The 17,246-nt window shown below is 70.2% G+C and carries 14 protein-coding genes; 6 read left to right on the plus strand and 8 right to left on the minus strand.

Going from position 1 to position 17,246, the window contains the following annotated elements:
- Window positions 1-921: a tRNA (adenosine(37)-N6)-dimethylallyltransferase MiaA gene (gene miaA / locus SNOV_RS15460; protein ID WP_013167895.1), complete on the minus strand. Its 921-nt coding sequence runs from the start codon at window positions 919-921 to the stop codon at window positions 1-3.
- Between the two features lie 79 nt (window positions 922-1,000).
- Between miaA and serB the strand changes: the two genes are divergently transcribed.
- Window positions 1,001-1,894, plus strand: a complete 894-nt coding sequence (gene serB, locus SNOV_RS15465; protein WP_013167896.1) for a phosphoserine phosphatase SerB — start codon at window positions 1,001-1,003, stop codon at window positions 1,892-1,894.
- 4 nt (window positions 1,895-1,898) lie between these two features.
- Here serB and SNOV_RS15470 read toward each other — a convergent pair whose 3' ends face one another.
- Together SNOV_RS15470 and SNOV_RS15475 are read right to left on the minus strand one after the other, a co-directional pair.
- Window positions 1,899-5,516 carry an AsmA family protein gene (locus SNOV_RS15470; RefSeq protein WP_013167897.1) on the minus strand — a complete coding sequence of 1,206 codons (3,618 nt, stop codon included), beginning with the start codon at window positions 5,514-5,516 and terminating at the stop codon, window positions 1,899-1,901.
- A 181-nt stretch (window positions 5,517-5,697) separates the two neighbouring features.
- Entirely contained in the window at window positions 5,698-7,113 is a 1,416-nt protein-coding gene (locus SNOV_RS15475) for an FAD-binding oxidoreductase (RefSeq protein WP_013167898.1), read from the minus strand.
- A gap of 240 nt (window positions 7,114-7,353) precedes the next feature.
- Here SNOV_RS15475 and SNOV_RS15480 point away from each other — a divergent pair, with 240 nt between their 5' ends.
- Together SNOV_RS15480 and SNOV_RS15485 are read left to right on the plus strand one after the other, a co-directional pair.
- Entirely contained in the window at window positions 7,354-7,866 is a 513-nt protein-coding gene (locus tag SNOV_RS15480; RefSeq protein ID WP_013167899.1) for a thioesterase family protein, read from the plus strand.
- Window positions 7,867-7,999: 133 nt separating this feature from the next.
- Window positions 8,000-8,212 carry a hypothetical protein gene (locus tag SNOV_RS15485; protein ID WP_013167900.1) on the plus strand — a complete coding sequence of 71 codons (213 nt, stop codon included), beginning with the start codon at window positions 8,000-8,002 and terminating at the stop codon, window positions 8,210-8,212.
- 6 nt (window positions 8,213-8,218) lie between these two features.
- Here SNOV_RS15485 and SNOV_RS15490 read toward each other — a convergent pair whose 3' ends face one another.
- The 4 genes from SNOV_RS15490 to SNOV_RS15505 all read right to left on the minus strand — a co-directional run bounded on the left by SNOV_RS15490 (window position 8,219) and on the right by SNOV_RS15505 (window position 13,113).
- The gene (locus SNOV_RS15490; RefSeq protein ID WP_013167901.1) at window positions 8,219-9,142 is read right to left on the minus strand and encodes a 50S ribosomal protein L11 methyltransferase; all 924 of its coding nucleotides are present in this window, start codon (window positions 9,140-9,142) and stop codon (window positions 8,219-8,221) included.
- A 72-nt stretch (window positions 9,143-9,214) separates the two neighbouring features.
- Window positions 9,215-9,685, minus strand: coding sequence for a DUF29 domain-containing protein (locus SNOV_RS15495; RefSeq protein ID WP_013167902.1), 471 nt, complete (start codon window positions 9,683-9,685; stop codon window positions 9,215-9,217).
- A 52-nt stretch (window positions 9,686-9,737) separates the two neighbouring features.
- The gene (locus SNOV_RS15500; RefSeq protein WP_013167903.1) at window positions 9,738-12,239 is read right to left on the minus strand and encodes an ATP-dependent helicase; all 2,502 of its coding nucleotides are present in this window, start codon (window positions 12,237-12,239) and stop codon (window positions 9,738-9,740) included.
- Between the two features lie 76 nt (window positions 12,240-12,315).
- Complete coding sequence (locus SNOV_RS15505; RefSeq protein ID WP_013167904.1) at window positions 12,316-13,113, minus strand: ABC transporter substrate-binding protein; 798 nt, start codon at window positions 13,111-13,113, stop codon at window positions 12,316-12,318.
- 89 nt (window positions 13,114-13,202) lie between these two features.
- Between SNOV_RS15505 and SNOV_RS15510 the strand changes: the two genes are divergently transcribed.
- Together SNOV_RS15510 and SNOV_RS15515 are read left to right on the plus strand one after the other, a co-directional pair.
- The gene (locus tag SNOV_RS15510) at window positions 13,203-13,832 is read left to right on the plus strand and encodes a LysE family translocator (protein WP_013167905.1); all 630 of its coding nucleotides are present in this window, start codon (window positions 13,203-13,205) and stop codon (window positions 13,830-13,832) included.
- A gap of 24 nt (window positions 13,833-13,856) precedes the next feature.
- Window positions 13,857-15,689 (plus strand): aminopeptidase P family protein, encoded by a 1,833-nt coding sequence (locus SNOV_RS15515; protein ID WP_013167906.1) that lies wholly within the window; start codon window positions 13,857-13,859, stop codon window positions 15,687-15,689.
- 169 nt (window positions 15,690-15,858) lie between these two features.
- Here SNOV_RS15515 and SNOV_RS15520 read toward each other — a convergent pair whose 3' ends face one another.
- Window positions 15,859-16,278, minus strand: a complete 420-nt coding sequence (locus SNOV_RS15520; RefSeq protein WP_013167907.1) for a MerR family transcriptional regulator — start codon at window positions 16,276-16,278, stop codon at window positions 15,859-15,861.
- Window positions 16,279-16,349: 71 nt separating this feature from the next.
- Between SNOV_RS15520 and SNOV_RS15525 the strand changes: the two genes are divergently transcribed.
- A complete protein-coding gene (locus SNOV_RS15525; RefSeq protein WP_013167908.1) occupies window positions 16,350-17,177 on the plus strand; it encodes an oxidoreductase in 828 nt (275 codons plus the stop codon).
- The last annotated feature ends 69 nt before the right edge of the window (window positions 17,178-17,246 follow it).

The raw sequence follows: 17,246 nt of genomic DNA on the forward strand, positions 1-17,246 counted from the left end.
TCACGCCATCGTCGCGAGGAGGCCGGCGGCTTCCTCCACCGTCATCGCGCTCCACCCCTTGAGCTGGTGACGGAACCAGGTGTCCTGCCGCTTGGCATAGTGGCGGGTGTCGAGGATGGCGCCCTCGATCGCCTCGTCGAGCGTGATCCCGCCGGCGAGGTGGCGGGCGAACCACGGCATGCCGTGCGCCTTCAGCACGGTGCGGTCGGCGGGAAGATTGCGCGCCAATAAAGCCCGCGCCTCTTCCATCGCCCCCTCCTCCATCATCACATGGAAGCGCGTGGCGATGCGCGTGCGCAGCGCGGTGCGGTCGGTGGCGAGGAAGATCCGCACCGCCTCCTCCGCTGGCAGCACCGGAGGTTCGGTGCGCTCGGCCTGCCAGCGCGCGAGCGGGCGGCCCGTCGCCTCGAACACCTCCAGCGCCCGCATCAGCCGCTGCGTGTCGGAGGGCCTGAGCCTTGCCGCCGTTTCCGGGTCGACCGAAGCGAGCCGCGCATGCAGCGCCGGCGCGTCGAGGTCGAGCGCGCGCACCCTCTCGCGCACCTCCGGCGGGATCGCCGGCATGGGCGAGAGGCCCTGCGTCAGCGCCTTGAAATAGAGCCCGGTGCCGCCAATGAGGATAGGCAGCCTTCCCTCGCCCCCCGCCTCGGCCAGCACGCGCCGCGCATCCTCCAGCCAGTGAGCGACGGAATAGTCCGCCGCGCCGTCGACATGGCCGTAGAGGCGGTGCGGCGCGCGCGCCTCCTCCTCCACCGTGGGGCGGGCGGTGAGCACGCGCAGATCGGCATAGACCTGCATGGAATCGGCATTGATCACCACGCCGCCGGCGCGCTCGGCGAGGCTGAGCGCCAGCGCCGACTTGCCGCTCGCGGTCGGCCCTGCGATAAGCACCGCGCGCGGGCGGGAAGCACTGCCGGTCACGCCCGTCTCCGCTTCGAAATCACCTGTCAGCCCCTTTTTGCCCGTCGGCGCCCCGGCGGCAAGGTTCTCGTCACCGCCGATGCCCGATCGCCCCTCCCACGTCGCCGTCCTGATCTCCAATCCCGCCATGCCGGCCGTCGATGCGGCCCTGCTTGCCGCTGCGAAAGCGGCACTGCCGGCGGCGAGCGAGCCACGCTGGCTGAACGAGGGCATGGCGGCGGAAATCGCCTTTGAAGGCGAGGCCGACATCGCCGCCTTGCGGGGGATCATCGGCGACCGACCCGTCGATATCGCTGTGCTTCCCGCCGCGGGCCGGCGCAAGAAGCTGTTCCTCGCCGACATGGATTCCACCATGATCGGCCAGGAATGCATCGACGAGCTGGCCGACTATGCCGGCATGAAGGCGCATGTCTCCGAGATAACCGAGCGCGCCATGCGCGGCGAGATCGCCTTCGAGCCGGCGCTGCGCGAGCGCGTCGCCCTGCTCAAGGGCCTGCCGCTCGCCGTCGTCGACGAGGTGATCGCCGAGCGCATCCGTCTGACGCCGGGCGGCCGCGAGCTTGTCGGCACGATGAAGGCGAATGGCGCGCACGCACTGCTGGTGTCGGGCGGCTTCACTTTGTTCACCGCGCGCGTCGCGGCAATGATCGGCTTCGACGCCCACCGCGCCAATGTGCTGATCGCCGAAGGGAGTAGCTTCGCCGGCCTGGTCGAGGAGCCGATCCTCGGCCGCGAGGCCAAGCTCGCCGCGCTGATCGAAATGCGCACGGAACTAGGCCTCGCGCGCAATGAGACGCTGGCGGTCGGCGACGGCGCCAACGACCTCGCCATGCTCGGCGAGGCCGGGCTCGGTGTCGCCTATCACGCCAAGCCCGCGGTGGCGGCGGCCGCGCAGGTGCGCATCGACCATGGCGACCTCACCGCCCTGCTCTATCTCCAGGGCTACTCCGCCGGCGACTTCGTCACGGTCTGAGGCGTCACGGCGCCAGCGGCGGCTGCATGATCGGGCTGAGCAGCGGGTCGGACGGAATCACCACCGCCGGCGGCAGCGGCGGCGCGGCGCTGCCGGGAGCCGCGGCGCCCGGCGCGGCATACTGCCCGTAATAGGATTGCGGCACGGTCCGCGGCTGGGCGGCCGCCGCCGGAGGGCGCGGCGGTGACGCCTGCGGCGCGCGTTGCGGCGCCGGTTGTGGCGAGGATTGCGGCGCGGGTTGCGGGTACTGGGCGCGCGGCAGGTCCGTCGCCTGCCCGCCATTGGTCAGCGGCGTGCGGCCATATTCGGCTTCCAGCCGCTTGGTCTCGCGGTCCAGCGCGCGCATGTTGATCGCGGCGGTCAGCGCCGTGATGTCGAAGCGCCGTTCCGGCGCGGCGAGCGTGCCGCGCCACTGCACCGCCGCGGCGGGCTGGGCAGGCTGGCCCTCGCGGGCGGCGTCCTCCATCTCCAGCGTCGCCTCGAAGCTCAGCGCGGGTATGTCGAGGAAGCCACTCAGCCCGAAGCGCTGCTCGCTCACGGCCAGCCGCGCGGCACTGGTGCGGGCGACGCCGTCGACGACACTCACCGCGCTCTCGGCACGCGCCAGCTTCAGCGGCCCGCGCGACAGGCCGGTATTGAGCAGCTGAACCAGCTTCTGCTGGTCCGGCGGCAGGCCGCGGTCGGTCGCCAGCATCACATATTGCAGGGCGGTCGGGTCGCTATAAGCGATCTCCAGCCCCTCGACCGCGAGGCTGCCCTGTCCCTGAAGCTGGCTTGCCAGCGCGAAAGGCGAGTTGCCGCGCCCGGTGAGGTCGAGCCCCAGCGTCACCCGGCCGCGCACGCCCGGCCGGGCGATGCCGGCGGCGGCGAGCAATTGTCCGCTGTCGGCGCCGGTCAGCGTCAGATGGCCGTCGAACTGCGCCGCCTCGCCCTGCCGGCCGAGATTGAAACGTCCGGCAAGGCGCCCGCCGGCCAGCGAGCCGGAAAGGTCCTCGACATTCAGCCGCCCGCCGCCGAGCTGCGCGCGCAGCTTCGCCTCGCCGAGCGAGAGCCCGCCGGGCAGCTCGAATTTGCCGACATTCAGCCGGAGGTCGGCCGCGACGCCGGCGAGCGCCGCCGCACTGAAGCGGCCCTTCGGCCAGGTCTCGCCGCTGGCGGCAGTTGAAGTGCCGGCGACGAGGCCGAGCGCCTTCGGCACGCTCCAGCTCGCGGTGGAAAGCTCCGCCTCCACCGGCCGCCCGGACGTATAGGCGAGGCTGCCGTCGAGCGCCTGCCCGCCGATCGAACCGTTGAGGCCGCTCACCCGCCAGCTCTCGCCGTCGCGGCGCAGCGTGCCCTTGAAATTGGCCGGCACCTTGCGCGCGCCGCCCGCCGCCAGCTCGGGCAGCAGCAGGGCGAGGTCGGCGCCGTCGAGGTTGAGCGCGAAGTCCGGCTGCAGCCGCCCCTCCGGGTCGCGACCGAGCGTGCCCTTGGCAGTCAGCCGCGCGCCGGCAAAGGCGAGCGTGGCGTCGAGCCGGTCCGCCAGGGTGAGGTCCAGCTTCGCCACACCGAGACCGGGCTTCAGCCCGGGCACGCCGAGGCGGGTGAGCACGGCGCTGCCGTCCTTGGCGTCGAGCTGCACGCGGCCGTCATCCACTTGTCCGGCGGTCAGGCTCGCACGGCCGCTGCCGGTCAGGCTGCCGAGCTGGCCGCCCGCCTCCAGCGTGGTGCGCCCGGCTTTCGAATTCAGCGTCAGCTTGAGGTCGACCGGCGCCAGGGTCGGCCCCATGGCGGCGAGGATCGGCTCGGCCTGGGTGAGGCCCATGGCCTGCGCCAGCGCCGGCAGCCCGTCGGCGCGGCTGCCCGAGAGCTTGGCCTCGAAGCGGCCATCCGCATCGCTGGTGCCGTCGAGGCCGGTAAGACGGCCGGAGCCGGTGAGGTCCAGCCCGGCGAAATCGGCGATGGCGAGCCGCTCTATGCCGAGCCCTTCCGCGCCGCCTTTGAGGATGACGTCGACGCTCTTCGCGCTCGACCCGGCATAGCGTACCCGCTTGCCGGAGAGGCTGAGGCCGAGGTCGAGCTGCGACATGCCGAGCCCGACGAGGCGCCGCGCCGCCGGCAGCATCATGTCGAGATCGACATTCTCCGTCGCCAGCACCGCGTCGATGCGTCCCCGCGCGCCATCCTGTGGCAGGCTGTAGGCGGCGGTGCCGGTGAAGCGCGCGTCCCCGGCGGTGAGATCGAGCTTGTCGAGCGCGAAGCGCCCGGCGCTGACACTGAGATCGGCGGCGAGCCGCGCCGGCCCGCCCGGCAACCCGGCCACCATTGTCCGCGCCTCCGGCGCCGCCCAGCTGGCGAAGGCCGGCAGGTCCTCGGCCTCCAGCACGGCGGTGCCGCCGAACAGCGCCGCCTTCGGGTCGGCCTTGCCGGAGACGCTCGGCAGGCTGCCGGAGAAGGAGGCCCGCGCCCCGCCCGGCAGCTTGGCCTGGATGGTGCGTGCGCGCCAGCCGGCCGGCGTCCAGTCGAGCCCGGCCTTCACCTCGCGCATCGCCGCGCCGGACAGCAGCACGGTGTCGGTCGACAGGTCCAGCGTGCCGGTGGCGGCGATCTCCGACAGCGGCGCGAGCGTGGCCGCCAGCGCGTTCAACGCGGCGAGCGGGGCAGCGCCGCCAGTGGCGGCGTTGAGGTCGATCTGCCGGGCGGCGAGCTTCATCTCCAGCCGCGAGGGCTGCGCCTTGGTCGCGCTTGTCAGCCGCGCCGTGCCGGTGAGTTCCACCGGCCGTTCCGCCGCCTCCAGCGTCAGGCTGAGGTCGCTGACGGCGATGGCCTGCGCGGTGACGTCGGCCGTGCCGGCGAGGCTCCAGCCTTTCAGCGGATCGGCCGGCGGGGTCGTGCCGTCTGCGTCGCGCAGCGCCGGCGTCGCCGCCTTGGCAAGCGCCGCGCGGCCATTGAAGCTCGGCTTGCCGCCGGCGAGGCTGAGCACGCCGTCGGCGTCGATGCTGAGCGGCGAGCCGACATTCTGCAGGCCAAGGCGCAGCTTGCCCGTGCCGTCCGGCGCGAAGGCGGCGAGTGAGACGCGCAGCTTGCGCCGCACGCCATCGGTCTCGACCTCGCCCTCCAGCCGCGCCGGGCCGAGCGCGCCGGCGATGTCACCGGTAACGTCGATGTCGTCGACCTTGAAAGTGCGGTCGTTGGCGCGGTCGACCAGCTCGAGAGAGCCGTCGGTGATGCCGAGCTCGGCGATGGTGAAGCCGGCCGGCCGCACCGCGCCGGTGGGCAGAGCGAGCTTGCCGGTGGCGTCGACCACGAGCCGCATGCGCGGGCGCTGGATGTCCAGCCGGTCGGCGACGACCTGCCCGCGCATCAGCGCGTTGAGCGACAGGCGCCCGTTGACCTCGGCCGCCGCCAGCCCGGTGCCGCCGCCGTCGACGCCGATGGAGACGTCGCGCAGCACGATGCGCGGCGTGGGCAGGATCTGCGCGTCGATGGGCCCGCGGATCACCACCGGCGCGCCGATGACGCGCGCGGCCTGCGCCTCGAACTGCGGACGCCACTGCGTCCAGTCGACGACGAACGGCGCCGCGAAGGCCGCCGCAACGGCCAGTATGATGGCGCTCGCAATCGTCAACAGCAGGTTCTGCACGCTTGTCCTCCGGTCCGCCGCCCCCGGCCCGCCGAGCTGTCGCGCCCCGTCCCGGAGGGAAGCGCCGCCGTCTCAATCTATCGCTGGATTGTTTATATTTTTCGCATTCCCCATGGGCTTGCGCCAAGCGCGAAATGCGCCGCGCCCTGCGCCCGACGGCCGCGCGAGGCTCCGAAGCCGCTCAGGGCAGGATCTTGCCCGGATTCATGATGCCCTGCGGATCGAGCGCCAGCTTGACCGCCCGCATCGCGTCGAGCGTCGCCGTGCCGTGCTCGGCCTCCATATATTTGCGCTTGCCCTGGCCGACGCCGTGCTCGCCGGTCGCCGTGCCGCCCATGGCGAGCGCGCGCTCGACCATGCGGGAGATGAAGTCCTTGGCCTTGGCGACGTCGTGCGGGTCGTCCATGTCGACCAGCGTGACGGTGTGGAAATTGCCGTCGCCGACATGGCCGACGATGGGCGCCAGCATGCCCATCTCCTCGATGTCGTGCTTGGTCTCGTCGACGCAGTCGGCGAGGCGCGACAGCGGCACGCAGACGTCGGTCGCCAGCGCCTTGGCGCCGGGCTTCAGCGGCAGGCAGGCCCAATAGGCATCGTGCCGCGCCTGCCAGAGCTTGGTGCGGTCCTCGGGGCGCGTCGCCCAGGCGAAGTCGCCGCCGCCATATTCCTTGGCGATCTCGCCGAAGCGCTCGGCCTGCTCGTGCACGCTCGCCTCGGTGCCGTGGAACTCGACGAAGAGCGTGGGCTGCTCGGCGAGGTCGAGCTTCGAATAAGCGTTGCAGGCGCGCACCTGCACCTCGTCCAGCAGCTCGATGCGGGCGACCGGCAGGCCGGACTGGATGGTGAGGATCACCGCGTCGCAAGCGTCGCGGATCGTCGGGAAGGCGCACACGCCGGCCGAGATCGCCTCGGGGATGCCGGCGAGCTTCAGCGTCAGGTTGGTGATGATGCCGAGCGTGCCCTCGGCGCCGACGAACAGCCGCGTGAGGTCATAGCCGGCCGAGGACTTCTTGGCCCGGCGCGCGGTGGTGATGACTTCGCCATTGGCCAGCACGGCGGTCAGCGCGACCACGTTGTCCTTCATCGTGCCGTAGCGCACCGCATTGGTGCCGGAGGCGCGGGTCGACGCCATGCCGCCGAGCGAGGCGTCCGCGCCCGGATCGATGGGGAAGAACAGGCCGGCGTCGCGCAGGTGCTCGTTGAGCTGCTTGCGGGTGACGCCCGGCTCGACCACGCAGTCGAGATCTTCCGGGTGCACCGAGAGCACCCGGTTCATGCGCGAGAGGTCGATGGAGATGCCGCCCTGCGGCGCGTTGATCTGCCCTTCCAGCGAGGAGCCGGTGCCGTAGGCGATCACCGGCACGCCGTGCTTCGCGCAGGCGCGCACGACAATTTGAACCTCTTGCGTGCTCTCGACGAAGACCACGGCGTCGGGCGCCTCGTTGGCGAGCCAGGTGATAGTGTTGGCGTGTTGCTCGCGAATGGCCCGGCCGGTCGACAGCCTGTCGCCGAAATGGCTGGAAAGACTGGCGATTACTTCCCGGACAGCTTCGCTCATCGCCGCCGTCGCGGGACGCTCCTCCACCAGCTCGGCCATGTCGCCCTCCTCTCCTGCACTGCGGTTCTGCGCTTTTCCGCCCACCGCATATACCTTATCGCCGCCCGCCGCGACCCCCGTGCTCGGCGGGCCGCCGCGCAAAAAGCCCGACGAAACCCTCGGATCGCAAGATTTCAGTCATTCAATCGCCATCACGACAGGTGACGACTGCACGGAAAGTCGGCACAATGCTTGTCAATAAGGCAGCGCGGACCTCGCGCTCGGCGTCGGGATGGTGTCATGCTAGACGGGATCGACTTCGAACCCGTGTTCTTCGCGCCCTTCGTTTCGTCCGTGATGACGGTCGAGCCGAGCTGGGTGGATCACAACGGGCAACTGCACGGAGCCTATTACAGCCTCCTGTTCGACCGCGCGGTCGAGGAGGCGGTATTCCTCGTGGGTCTCGGTCCGCACCGGATCGAGAGCCGCCCCGCCTCGTTCTTCACGACCGAGGCGCATCAGCGTTTCCTGCGCGAGCTGCGCGCAGGCCAGGAGGTGCGGGTGACGCTGCGCCTCATCAACTATGACGACAAGCGCATGCATCTGTTCCAGGAGCTGCACCACGCCCGCGAGGGCTGGACGGCGGCGACCTGCGAGCAGATTGCCCAGCATGTCGAATCCGGCGCGCGGCGCGTGGTGCCGTTCCCGGACGAGGTGCTGGAGCGGCTCGCGCTGATGAAGGCGGCGCACGGCGCCCTGCCGATCCCGGACGGGCTCGGCCGGCCGATCAACATGCCGATCCGGCTGATCTGAGCCGGCGACGCCTTCGACGTCGCCCCCGGCTTGCGGAAGATGCAGGCCAGCCATGAGCTTGCATGTCTTCTTGTGCGGTGCGGAATGATTATGCTGCGAAGCATAAACTTCCGCTCCAGCAAGGAGACACCTCATGGCCCCCGCCTCTTTGGCCATCACCGCCGACGCTGCCGCCACCGCGACCATCCCGGCGCATGACACCCCCGCCAAGGGCATCTTCGGTCGGTTCCTCGACCGGCTGATCGCGGTCCGTGCCGCTCAGGCGCAGCGCGAGCTCGCCCGCTACTCCCACATCGCGAAATTCCCGCAGTCGCCGAACATGCTGGAACTGTTCGCGCGCGACTGACGCTAGTCACTGCCTCGGTCGGCCGGAGTCGGCCGAGAGTTCGAGCGTCGTCCAGCCTTCGATGGTCCGCCGCCGCACGAGGTGCAGCCCCTGCGCGCGATAGGCGGCGAGCGCCGCATTGGCGTGCGAGGGCAGCAATCCCGACAGCACGACCCTGCCGCCCGGCGCCAGCAGCCGGCGCAGCGGCTTGGCGATCGCCTTGAGCGGCGGCAGCAGGATGTTGGCGAGGATCAGGTCGTAAGGCCCCTGCCGGTGGAAGATGCCGGCGCCGAGACCCGGCGCATGCAGGAAATGGATGTGCTGTGCGGCCCGGTTGGCCCTCGCATTGGCACGCGCGGTCGCCACCGCCACCCGGTCGATGTCGCTAGCCACCACCGGCGCGTGGAACAGCCGCGCCGCCGCCATGGCGAGCACGCCGGTGCCGGTGCCGACGTCGAGCGTGCGCGCCGGGCGGCGCCTGTTGCCATAGGCGGCGATGGCCTCCAGGCAGCCCTTGGTGGTGCCGTGATGGCCGGTACCGAAGGCGAGCGCCGCCTCGATCTCGATGCCGATGCGGCTCGGCGCCAGCTTGCCGCGGTCATGCGAGCCGTGGACGACGAAGCGGCCGATATTCACCGGCGCCAGCCCCTCCAGCGAGGCCGCGACCCAGTCCTTCTTGTCGAGGGTGAGGAACGTGACCGCCGCGGCATGCTCCGGCGCGACGAGGGCGATCAAGTCGCGCAGGCTGTCCTCGTCCGGCGCCTCGGCGAAATAGGCCTCCACCGCCCAGGGAGCCCCCTCGGCGAGGTCTTCCCTCTCGAAAGCGGCAGTCGCCACGTCCGCGGGGTCGAAGCTCTCGGAGATGATGTCGGAGATGGCCCGCGCCTCGCGCTCGGGCGCCTCCACCCGCATCACATGGGTGGCGCCATTGGGCGGCAGTCCTTCGAGCATGGGCGCTCCTCGCGCGGCGGATGAAACGCCGGCTGTGTAGGCGAGGACGAGGGAGAAGGCCAGAGAGCGCCCTCACAGATCGAAGGCGCGCTCCATGATCTCGTCGAGCGGATAGGGATTGGTCTCGGGGAAGGTCCGCAGCGGGATGCCAGTCTCGGCAGCGGCCTCCTTGCGCGCCCCGCGATAGGCGGAGGCAGTCGCTTCCTCGCGACGGCTTTTCAGCGACGGGCTATCGGTGATGACGTCCTCGACCTTCTGACGCTGCTGGACGATCGTAAGGAGCCAGCTCCGCGTGCGCTTCTCCGGCTGATGGTCCCATTTGAGCATGTGCATCAGCAGCACGCGGTACGCGCTTCTCAGCTTGCTGAACTGCTCGCGCCCCAAGCTCTCGATCTCCTCGGCGACGTTCTCGCGGTCCAACGCCTCGAAGGCCCCCTCGCGGATGCGCTTCGCCTGCTCCATGGCCCAGGCATGGAAGTCGGTATCATAATCCGTCGCCGGCGCCGTGTCGCCGGTGCGGGTACGGGTCACATGCGTGCTCATGCGTCCCTCCTTCGGGAAAGCCGGATGCCGGAAAACTATAGCACGGTGCCGCTCACGCGGCGTCGACGAAGCTGTCGACCACCTTCTTCTCGCCGGCCTTGTCGAACTGGACGGTGAGCTTGTTGCCCTCGACCGAGGACACCTCGCCATAGCCGAACTTCTGGTGGAACACCCGGTCGCCTATGGCGAAGCGCGAGGGGGCGCCGGTCGACTTGGCGATCAGTTCGCCCTCGATGATCCGCCCGCCGCGCGCGCTCTCGCTCGCGGCATAGCGCGAGCGGCCTTCCGAGAAGCCGGAGCCAGATTTGGCGGCGTTCTGCGCCCGCTGCCAGCCGGGCGTCGAATAGCTTGATCCAAACGTCTCCGCCTGGTCGAAGCGGCTCGGCCCATAGCCGTAGCGGCCGGCATAGCCGCCGCCCTGCCCGCCGCCCCAGCCGGAACCGCCACGCGATTCCGTCACCTCGACGTCCTTCTCCGACAGCTCGTCGAGGAAGCGGCTCGGCACGGCGGACTGCCAGAGGCCGTGGATGCGCCGGTTGGAGGCGAAGAACACCTTGGCCCGGCGCCGCGCGCGGGTGATGCCGACATAAGCGAGGCGGCGCTCCTCCTCCAGCCCGGCGCGGCCCTGCTCGTCGAGCGCGCGCTGGTTGGGGAACACGCCCTCCTCCCAGCCGGGCAGGAAGACGGTGTCGAATTCCAGCCCCTTGGCGGAGTGCAGCGTCATGATGTTGACGGCGTCGCCGCCATTGCCGCTGTCGACGTCCATCACCAGCGAGATGTGCTCGAGGAAACCGATCAGGTTCTCGAACGGCTCCATGGAGCGCACGAGTTCCTTCAGGTTCTCCAGACGGCCGGCGGCATCGGCCGAGCGGTCCTTCTGCCACATCTCGGTGTAGCCGCTCTCGTCCAGCACGATCTCGGCCAGCTCGTGATGGGGGAGCGTCGCCATCTGCTCGCGCCAGCGGTCGAAGGAGGCAACGAGGTCGCGCAAGGTGAGCCGCACCTTGGGCTTCAGCTCTTCCGAGCCGACCAGCTCGCGCGCGGCCTCGATCAGCGGCAATTGCGCCGCGCGGGCATGGTCGTGGATCTGCCGCAGCGCGGCGTCGCCGAGCCCGCGCTTGGGCACATTGACGATGCGCTCGAAGGCGAGGTCGTCGGCCGGCGAGGCGATGACGCGCAGGTACGCCAGCGCGTCGCGGATCTCGGCGCGCTCATAGAAGCGCGGGCCGCCGATGACGCGGTAGTTCAGCCCCAGCGTGACGAAGCGGTCCTCGAATTCGCGCATCTGGAACGAGGCGCGCACGAGGATGGCCACCTGCGTCAGCGCATGGCCCTCGCGCTGCAGCGCCTCGATCTCCTCGCCGATGGCACGGGCCTCTTCCTGGCTGTCCCAGGCGCCGGTGACCGTCACCTTCTCGCCGTTCTCGCCTTCCGAGAACAGTGTCTTGCCGAGCCGGCCCTCGTTGTGGGCGATGAGGTGCGCGGCGGCGCCGAGGATGTGGCCGGTGGAGCGGTAGTTGCGCTCCAGCCGCACCACCTTGGCGCCGGGGAAATCGCTCTCGAAGCGCAGGATGTTGTCCACCTCGGCGCCGCGCCAGCCATAGATCGACTGGTCGTCGTCGCCGACGCAGCAGACGTTGCGCGAGCCCTGCGCCAAGAGCCGCAGCCAAAGATATTGCGCGACGTTGGTGTCTTGGTACTCGTCGACGAGGATGTAGCGGAAGCGGCGGTGATAATCCGCCAGCACGTCCGGATTCTCGCGCAGCAGGCGGATGCCTTCGAGCAGCAGGTCGCCGAAATCGACCGCGTTCAGCGCCTTCAGCCGCGCCTGGTAGTCGGTGTAGAGCTTTTGCCCGCGCCCATTGGCGAAGGCGGCGCCCTCGCCGGCCGGCACCTGCTGAGGGGAAAGGCCCCGGTTCTTCCAGCCGTCGATGATGTTGGCGAGCAACCGCGCCGGCCAGCGCTTCTCGTCGATGTTCTCGGCCCGCAACAATTGCTTGAGCAGCCGGATCTGGTCGTCGGTGTCGAGAATGGTGAAGCCGGATTTCAGCCCGACCAGCTCGGCATGGCGGCGCAGCATGCGCACGCCGATGGAATGGAAGGTGCCAAGCCACGGCATGCCCTCCACCTCCTCGCCGACCATGGCGTGGATGCGCTCCTTCATCTCCCGCGCGGCCTTGTTGGTGAAGGTCACGGCGAGGATCTGCGACGGCCAGGCGAGGCCGAGCGAGAGGATGTGGGCGATGCGGGTGGTGAGCACGCGGGTCTTGCCGGTGCCGGCGCCGGCGAGCACCAGAACCGGGCCGTCGGTCGCCTCCACCGCCTCGCGCTGCTCGGGGTTCAGCCCGTCGAGATAGACCCCGCGCGAGGGCTCCCCACGGCCGGGATTGGCCAGCGCCTGCGCCCGCGCGGCGATGCCGCCGGGACGCGGCGCCGGAATGGGCGCAGGAGCCGGCGCACCCGCCGGCGCGGTCGCCGGCAGGTCGAAGGGGATGTCGAACTCGTCGTCGCGCGGCTGTTTCCGGGGGTCGGCCAAAGGCCCGCTCGCAGTCATGGCAGGTGATTCTTAATAGAACAAAATGGCATCGCCATGCCCATTTGGCGAGGGTGGCGGCCATATGGACAGTGGATCAAGGCCGCGGCAGCACCGTGATCACCGGCGAATCCGGCTCCGGCTTCATGCCGAACCAGCGCTGGTGGATCGCCGCCAGCGTGCCGTCCTTCTTCAGTCCAGAGAGGGCGCCGTCGATCCGCGCGGTGAGCGGCGAGTTCAGCCGCAGCGCCATGGCGTAGCGGTCCTCCGTCGGCAGCCGCTCCACCACGGCGAGCTCCGGCCGCTTCAGGAGCTGATAGAGCAGCGCCGGCAAGTCGCCGAAATAGGCGTCGATCTCGCCGGCACTGAGCAGTTCGAGCGCGCGCTCCAGCCCGACGACGGGCACGGTCGGGCCGAAGCCATAGCGCGCCCGGTTGTCGCTCAGCCACTGCTCGTTGGTGGAGCCGGCCTCGGTGCCCACTCTCTTACCGGCGAGGTCCTCGAGCGAGCGCACCCTCGCGCTCTTCATCACCACCATGCCCTGCGAGGTCCGGTAGTAGGGCTGGGTGAAGTCGAAGCGCCGGCGCCGCTCGGGCGTGATGCTCATCGAGCACATCGCCACGTCGATCCTGTCGCCGGCCAGCGCCGGCAGCAATTCACCGAACGCCATGCCGACGAAGTCGATCCGCATGCCGAGCCGTGTGCCGATCGCCTCGATCAGGTCGACCTCGAAGCCGACGAGATGCCCGTCCTCCCGGAACTCCCAGGGAGGGTTGTCCGGGAAGGTGCCAACGCGCAGCACCGGCCCCGCCGGAGCCTGCGCCTCGGCGGCCGGCATCGCTCCCGCCGCCCACAGCGCCAGGCCGACGAGCAGCGCGCGCAATATGCTGACCATGGTGCCCCCCATGCCTGCAGCAATTGACGCCATCCCCGTTCGCGCCGATGCTGGCGCAATCGCGAACATTCGTCCAGCCGGCTCGCCCCATGTCCAATGGCCTCTATCTGATGACCGCCCTGGCGGGCGCGCTTTATGTGCTCTCGCCCGGCCCCGCCTTCCTTGCTCTGTTCTCGCTGGCTGCGGCGCATGGCCGCCCCGCCGGCGCCCGCTTCGTCGGCGGGCATCTGGTCGGTGACCTATCCTGGACGGCGCTGGCGCTGGCCGCGATCATCGGCGTGAATCAGCTTGGCCCGACGCTGTTCGATCTGCTCGGCATCTTCTGCGGCCTCTATCTGGTCTATCTCGGCATCAAGGCGGTGATGTCGCGCGAGGGCGCGGTGGTTCCGGTCGGCTCCAACCGGCCGCTGATGACCGGCGTGCTGTTCGGCCTCACCAATCCCAAGGCCTATCCGGTCTCGGTCGCCATGTTCACTGCGCTGACCGCGAGCTACGCCTCGAGCCTGTCCTGGGACGCGGCGCCGCAGCTGCTCGCCGCCGCCTTCGTCGGCTTCATTCTCGCCGACATATTGCTCGTCTGGGCCGCGGGCCTGCCGCCGGTGCGCCGGTTCTTCCAGCGCCATGGCCTCGCCATCACCCGCGTCGTCGGCGTGATGTTCATCGCCTTCGGCGCCAAGTCGCTGGCCGACGCCGGGCGCGGCATCGCCTCGCGCAACTGACGCGCCTCCGAATTGAGTGAATTGATGTTCGAAGCCAAATTCCAGACCTTCTCCGACGCCAGCGCGCCGGCTCTCGGCACTGCGCGGCTCAAGCTCTTGCGCGCCGAATTGGAGCGGCGCGGGCTCGACGGCTTCATCGTGCCGCGCGCGGACGCGCACCAGAACGAATATGTGCCCCCCAGCGCCGAGCGCCTCGCCTGGCTCACCGGCTTCACCGGCTCGGCCGGCGTCGCCCTGGTGCTGCGCGATGAAGCGGCCATCGTGGTCGACGGGCGCTACACGCTGCAGGCAGCGGATCAGGTCGATACCGCGTCCTTCGAGGTCGTCCCGCTCGCCGAGACCTCGCCCGAGCGCTGGCTGGAGAAGCACCTGCCGGCCGGCGCGCGCTTCGGCTTCGATCCCTGGCTCGTCACCGTGGACGGCGAGGAGAAGCTGCGCCGCGCCGTGACGGCGGCGGAGGGCACGCTGGTGGCGCTCGACGGCAACCCGCTCGACGCGGTGTGGGTGGACCGCCCGGCGGAGCCGCTGGCGCCAATCGTGCTGCGCGATCCGGCGCTCGCCGGCGAGGACGCCGCGATCAAGATCGCCCGCGTGCAGCAGGCGCTCGCCGAGCAGAAGCTCGACGCGCTGGTCATCTCCGATCCGCACGGCGTCGCCTGGACCTTCAACATACGCGGCGGCGACGTCGCCTTCACGCCGCTGCCGCTGTCCTGGGCCATCGTGCCGAAGGAAGGCCGGCCGACGCTGTTCGTCGACGGACGCAAGCTCTCCAACGCCACGCGCGACGCGCTGTCCGCCATCGCCGAGATCGCCGACCCGACGCTGCTTGAGCGCGGGGTCGAGCTGGTCGCCGGCAAGGGCGCGACCGTGCGGCTCGACAAGGCGACGGCCCCTGCCATTCTCGCCGCGCGCATCGAGGCGGCGGGCGGCAAGGTCTCGTCCGGGCCGAGCCCGGTGGCCCTGATGCAGGCCTCCAAGAACGAGGCCGAGCTCGCCGGCATGCGCAGCGCCCATGTGCGCGACGGCGCCGCCCTCGCCCGCTTCCTCCGCTGGTTCGACGCCGAGGCGCCGAAGGGCGGCCTCACCGAGATCGACGTCGTCTGCGCGCTGGAGACCTTCCGCCGCGAGACCGGTGCGCTGAAGGACGTCTCCTTCCCCAGCATCTCCGGCGCCGGCCCGAACGGCGCCATCGTGCATTACCGCGTGACCGAGGCGACCAACCGGCGCGTCGGCATGGACGAGCTCTTCCTCATCGATTCCGGCGCACAGTACGAGGACGGCACCACCGACGTGACCCGGACGCTGGCCGTCGGCACGCCGACGCCCGAGATGCGCGACCGTTTCACCCGCGTGCTGAAGGGCCACATCGCCATCGCCCGCGCGGTGTTTCCGCTCGGCACCTCCGGCGCCCAGCTCGACCCCTTCGCGCGGCAATTCCTCTGGGCCGCCGGGCTCGATTTCGACCACGGCACCGGCCACGGCGTCGGCGCCTATCTCTCCGTGCATGAGGGGCCGGCGCGCATCTCCAAGCTCGGCACGGTGGCGCTGGCGCGCGGCATGGTGCTCTCCAACGAGCCCGGCTACTACAAGACCGGCGCCTATGGCATCCGGCTGGAGAATCTGGAGATCGTCGTCGACGGGCCGGCGGTCGAGGGGGCGGAGCGCACGCTGCTCGCCTTCGAGACCCTGACGCTGGCGCCCTTCGACCGGCGGGTGATCGAGCCTTCGCTGCTCACCCCGGACGAGACCGCCTGGATCGACGCCTACCACGCCCGCGTCAATGCCGAGATCGGCCCGCTGGTGGACGCGGCGACCCGCGCCTGGCTGGACGCCGCGACCGCCCCGCTCGGCGGCTGAGGCTCAGAGCCTTCGCCTAGGACGCCTCCCCATTGCTCACCGTCATCCCCGGGCTTGGCCCGGGGATCCACGACTTTCCGCGTGAGCCCGGCTCCAAGGCGTGGATGGCCGGGCCAAGCCCGGCCATGACGAACATCCAGGGGGCAGGCGGGAGTGGTCGGCTAACCCCTCACCCGCATCCCATAGCCGGCGCGTCGGGAACGTAGTCGCCGAAATCCGGCTCCGGCCCCTCGCCGCCTGCCTTCAGCCAGGCGAGCTTGGCGGCGAGATAGGCGGACATGGCGGCGAGCTCCGCCTGCTTCGCCTGCAGGCGTTCGAGCTGCGCGCTCATGATCTCGATGCTGCGTGCGGTGGAGATGCCGCCCGCGCGGTACTCCTCGCCGATGACGGCGATCTCCTTCAGCGACATGCCGAGCGACTGCGCCATGCGGATCATCTTCGCCTGCCGCAGATGCTCGTCGGTGAACACCTGGTAGAGGTTGCGCCCGCCCTTGCCGTTGGTGTCCGGCTCGAACAGGCCGCGGCGGATATAGAAGCGCACCGTATCGACGCTCAGCCCCGCCTGCCGGGCGAACTCGGAAATCAGCATGGACGCCTCCTTGACCATGGACCTTGGTCAAGGCTTATAGATCGTGCTCCCGGGATTGTGGAGCAGGAAAGATGGACAGGATCGCGCTGGTGACGGGCGCTTCGTCGGGCATCGGCGAGGCGACGGTCCGGCAACTTCTCGGTGACGGCTACATCGTCTACGCCGCCGCGCGGCGGGTCGAGCGCATGGTGTCACTGGCAGAGGCCGGCGCGCGCATTGTCACCCTCGATGTCACCGACGATGTCACCATTATCGCCACCATCCGCCGGATCGAAAGCGAGGCCGGGCGGCTCGACGTTCTGGTCAACAATGCCGGCTACGGCTCCTATGGCGCGCTGGAGGATGTGCCGCTTGACGAGGCGCGCCGCCAGTTCGAGGTGAACCTGTTCGGTGCCGCCCGGCTGATCCAGCTCTGCCTGCCGATGATGCGGGCGCAGAAATCCGGCCGGATCGTCAACATCACCTCGATCGGCGGTAAGATGTGGGAACCCTTCGGTTCCTGGTATCACGCGACGAAATTCGCGCTGGAGGGCCTCAGCGACTGCCTGCGCATGGAGCTGAAGCCGTTCGGCATCGACGTCATCGTCGTCGAGCCCGGCGCCATCCGCACCGAATGGGGCGGCATCGCCCATGGGAGCCTGCTCGCCCGCTCGGGCGACACCGCCTACGCGCCCTATGCGCGGCGCCACGCCAAGATGTTCGAATGGGCCGACGCCTCAAGCCTGGGCTCGCCGCCCGATGTCGTCGCCCGCACCATCGCCCGCGCCGTGGCGGCAAGGCGCCCGCGCACCCGCTACGCCACGGGCGGCGGAGCCTGGTGGATCCTGCTGCTCAACCGCCTGCTAAGCGACCGTATGCAGGACATGATCATGTGGCGCGTTTCGCAAGCGGAAAGATGACGATACGGAATGAGGCCCGCTTGCAGCCGCCTTGGCGATGGCGGTTCAATGGAACCAGCGTTCCGGCAC

Source organism: Ancylobacter novellus DSM 506, assembly GCF_000092925.1.
GTDB lineage: Bacteria > Pseudomonadota > Alphaproteobacteria > Rhizobiales > Xanthobacteraceae > Ancylobacter > Ancylobacter novellus.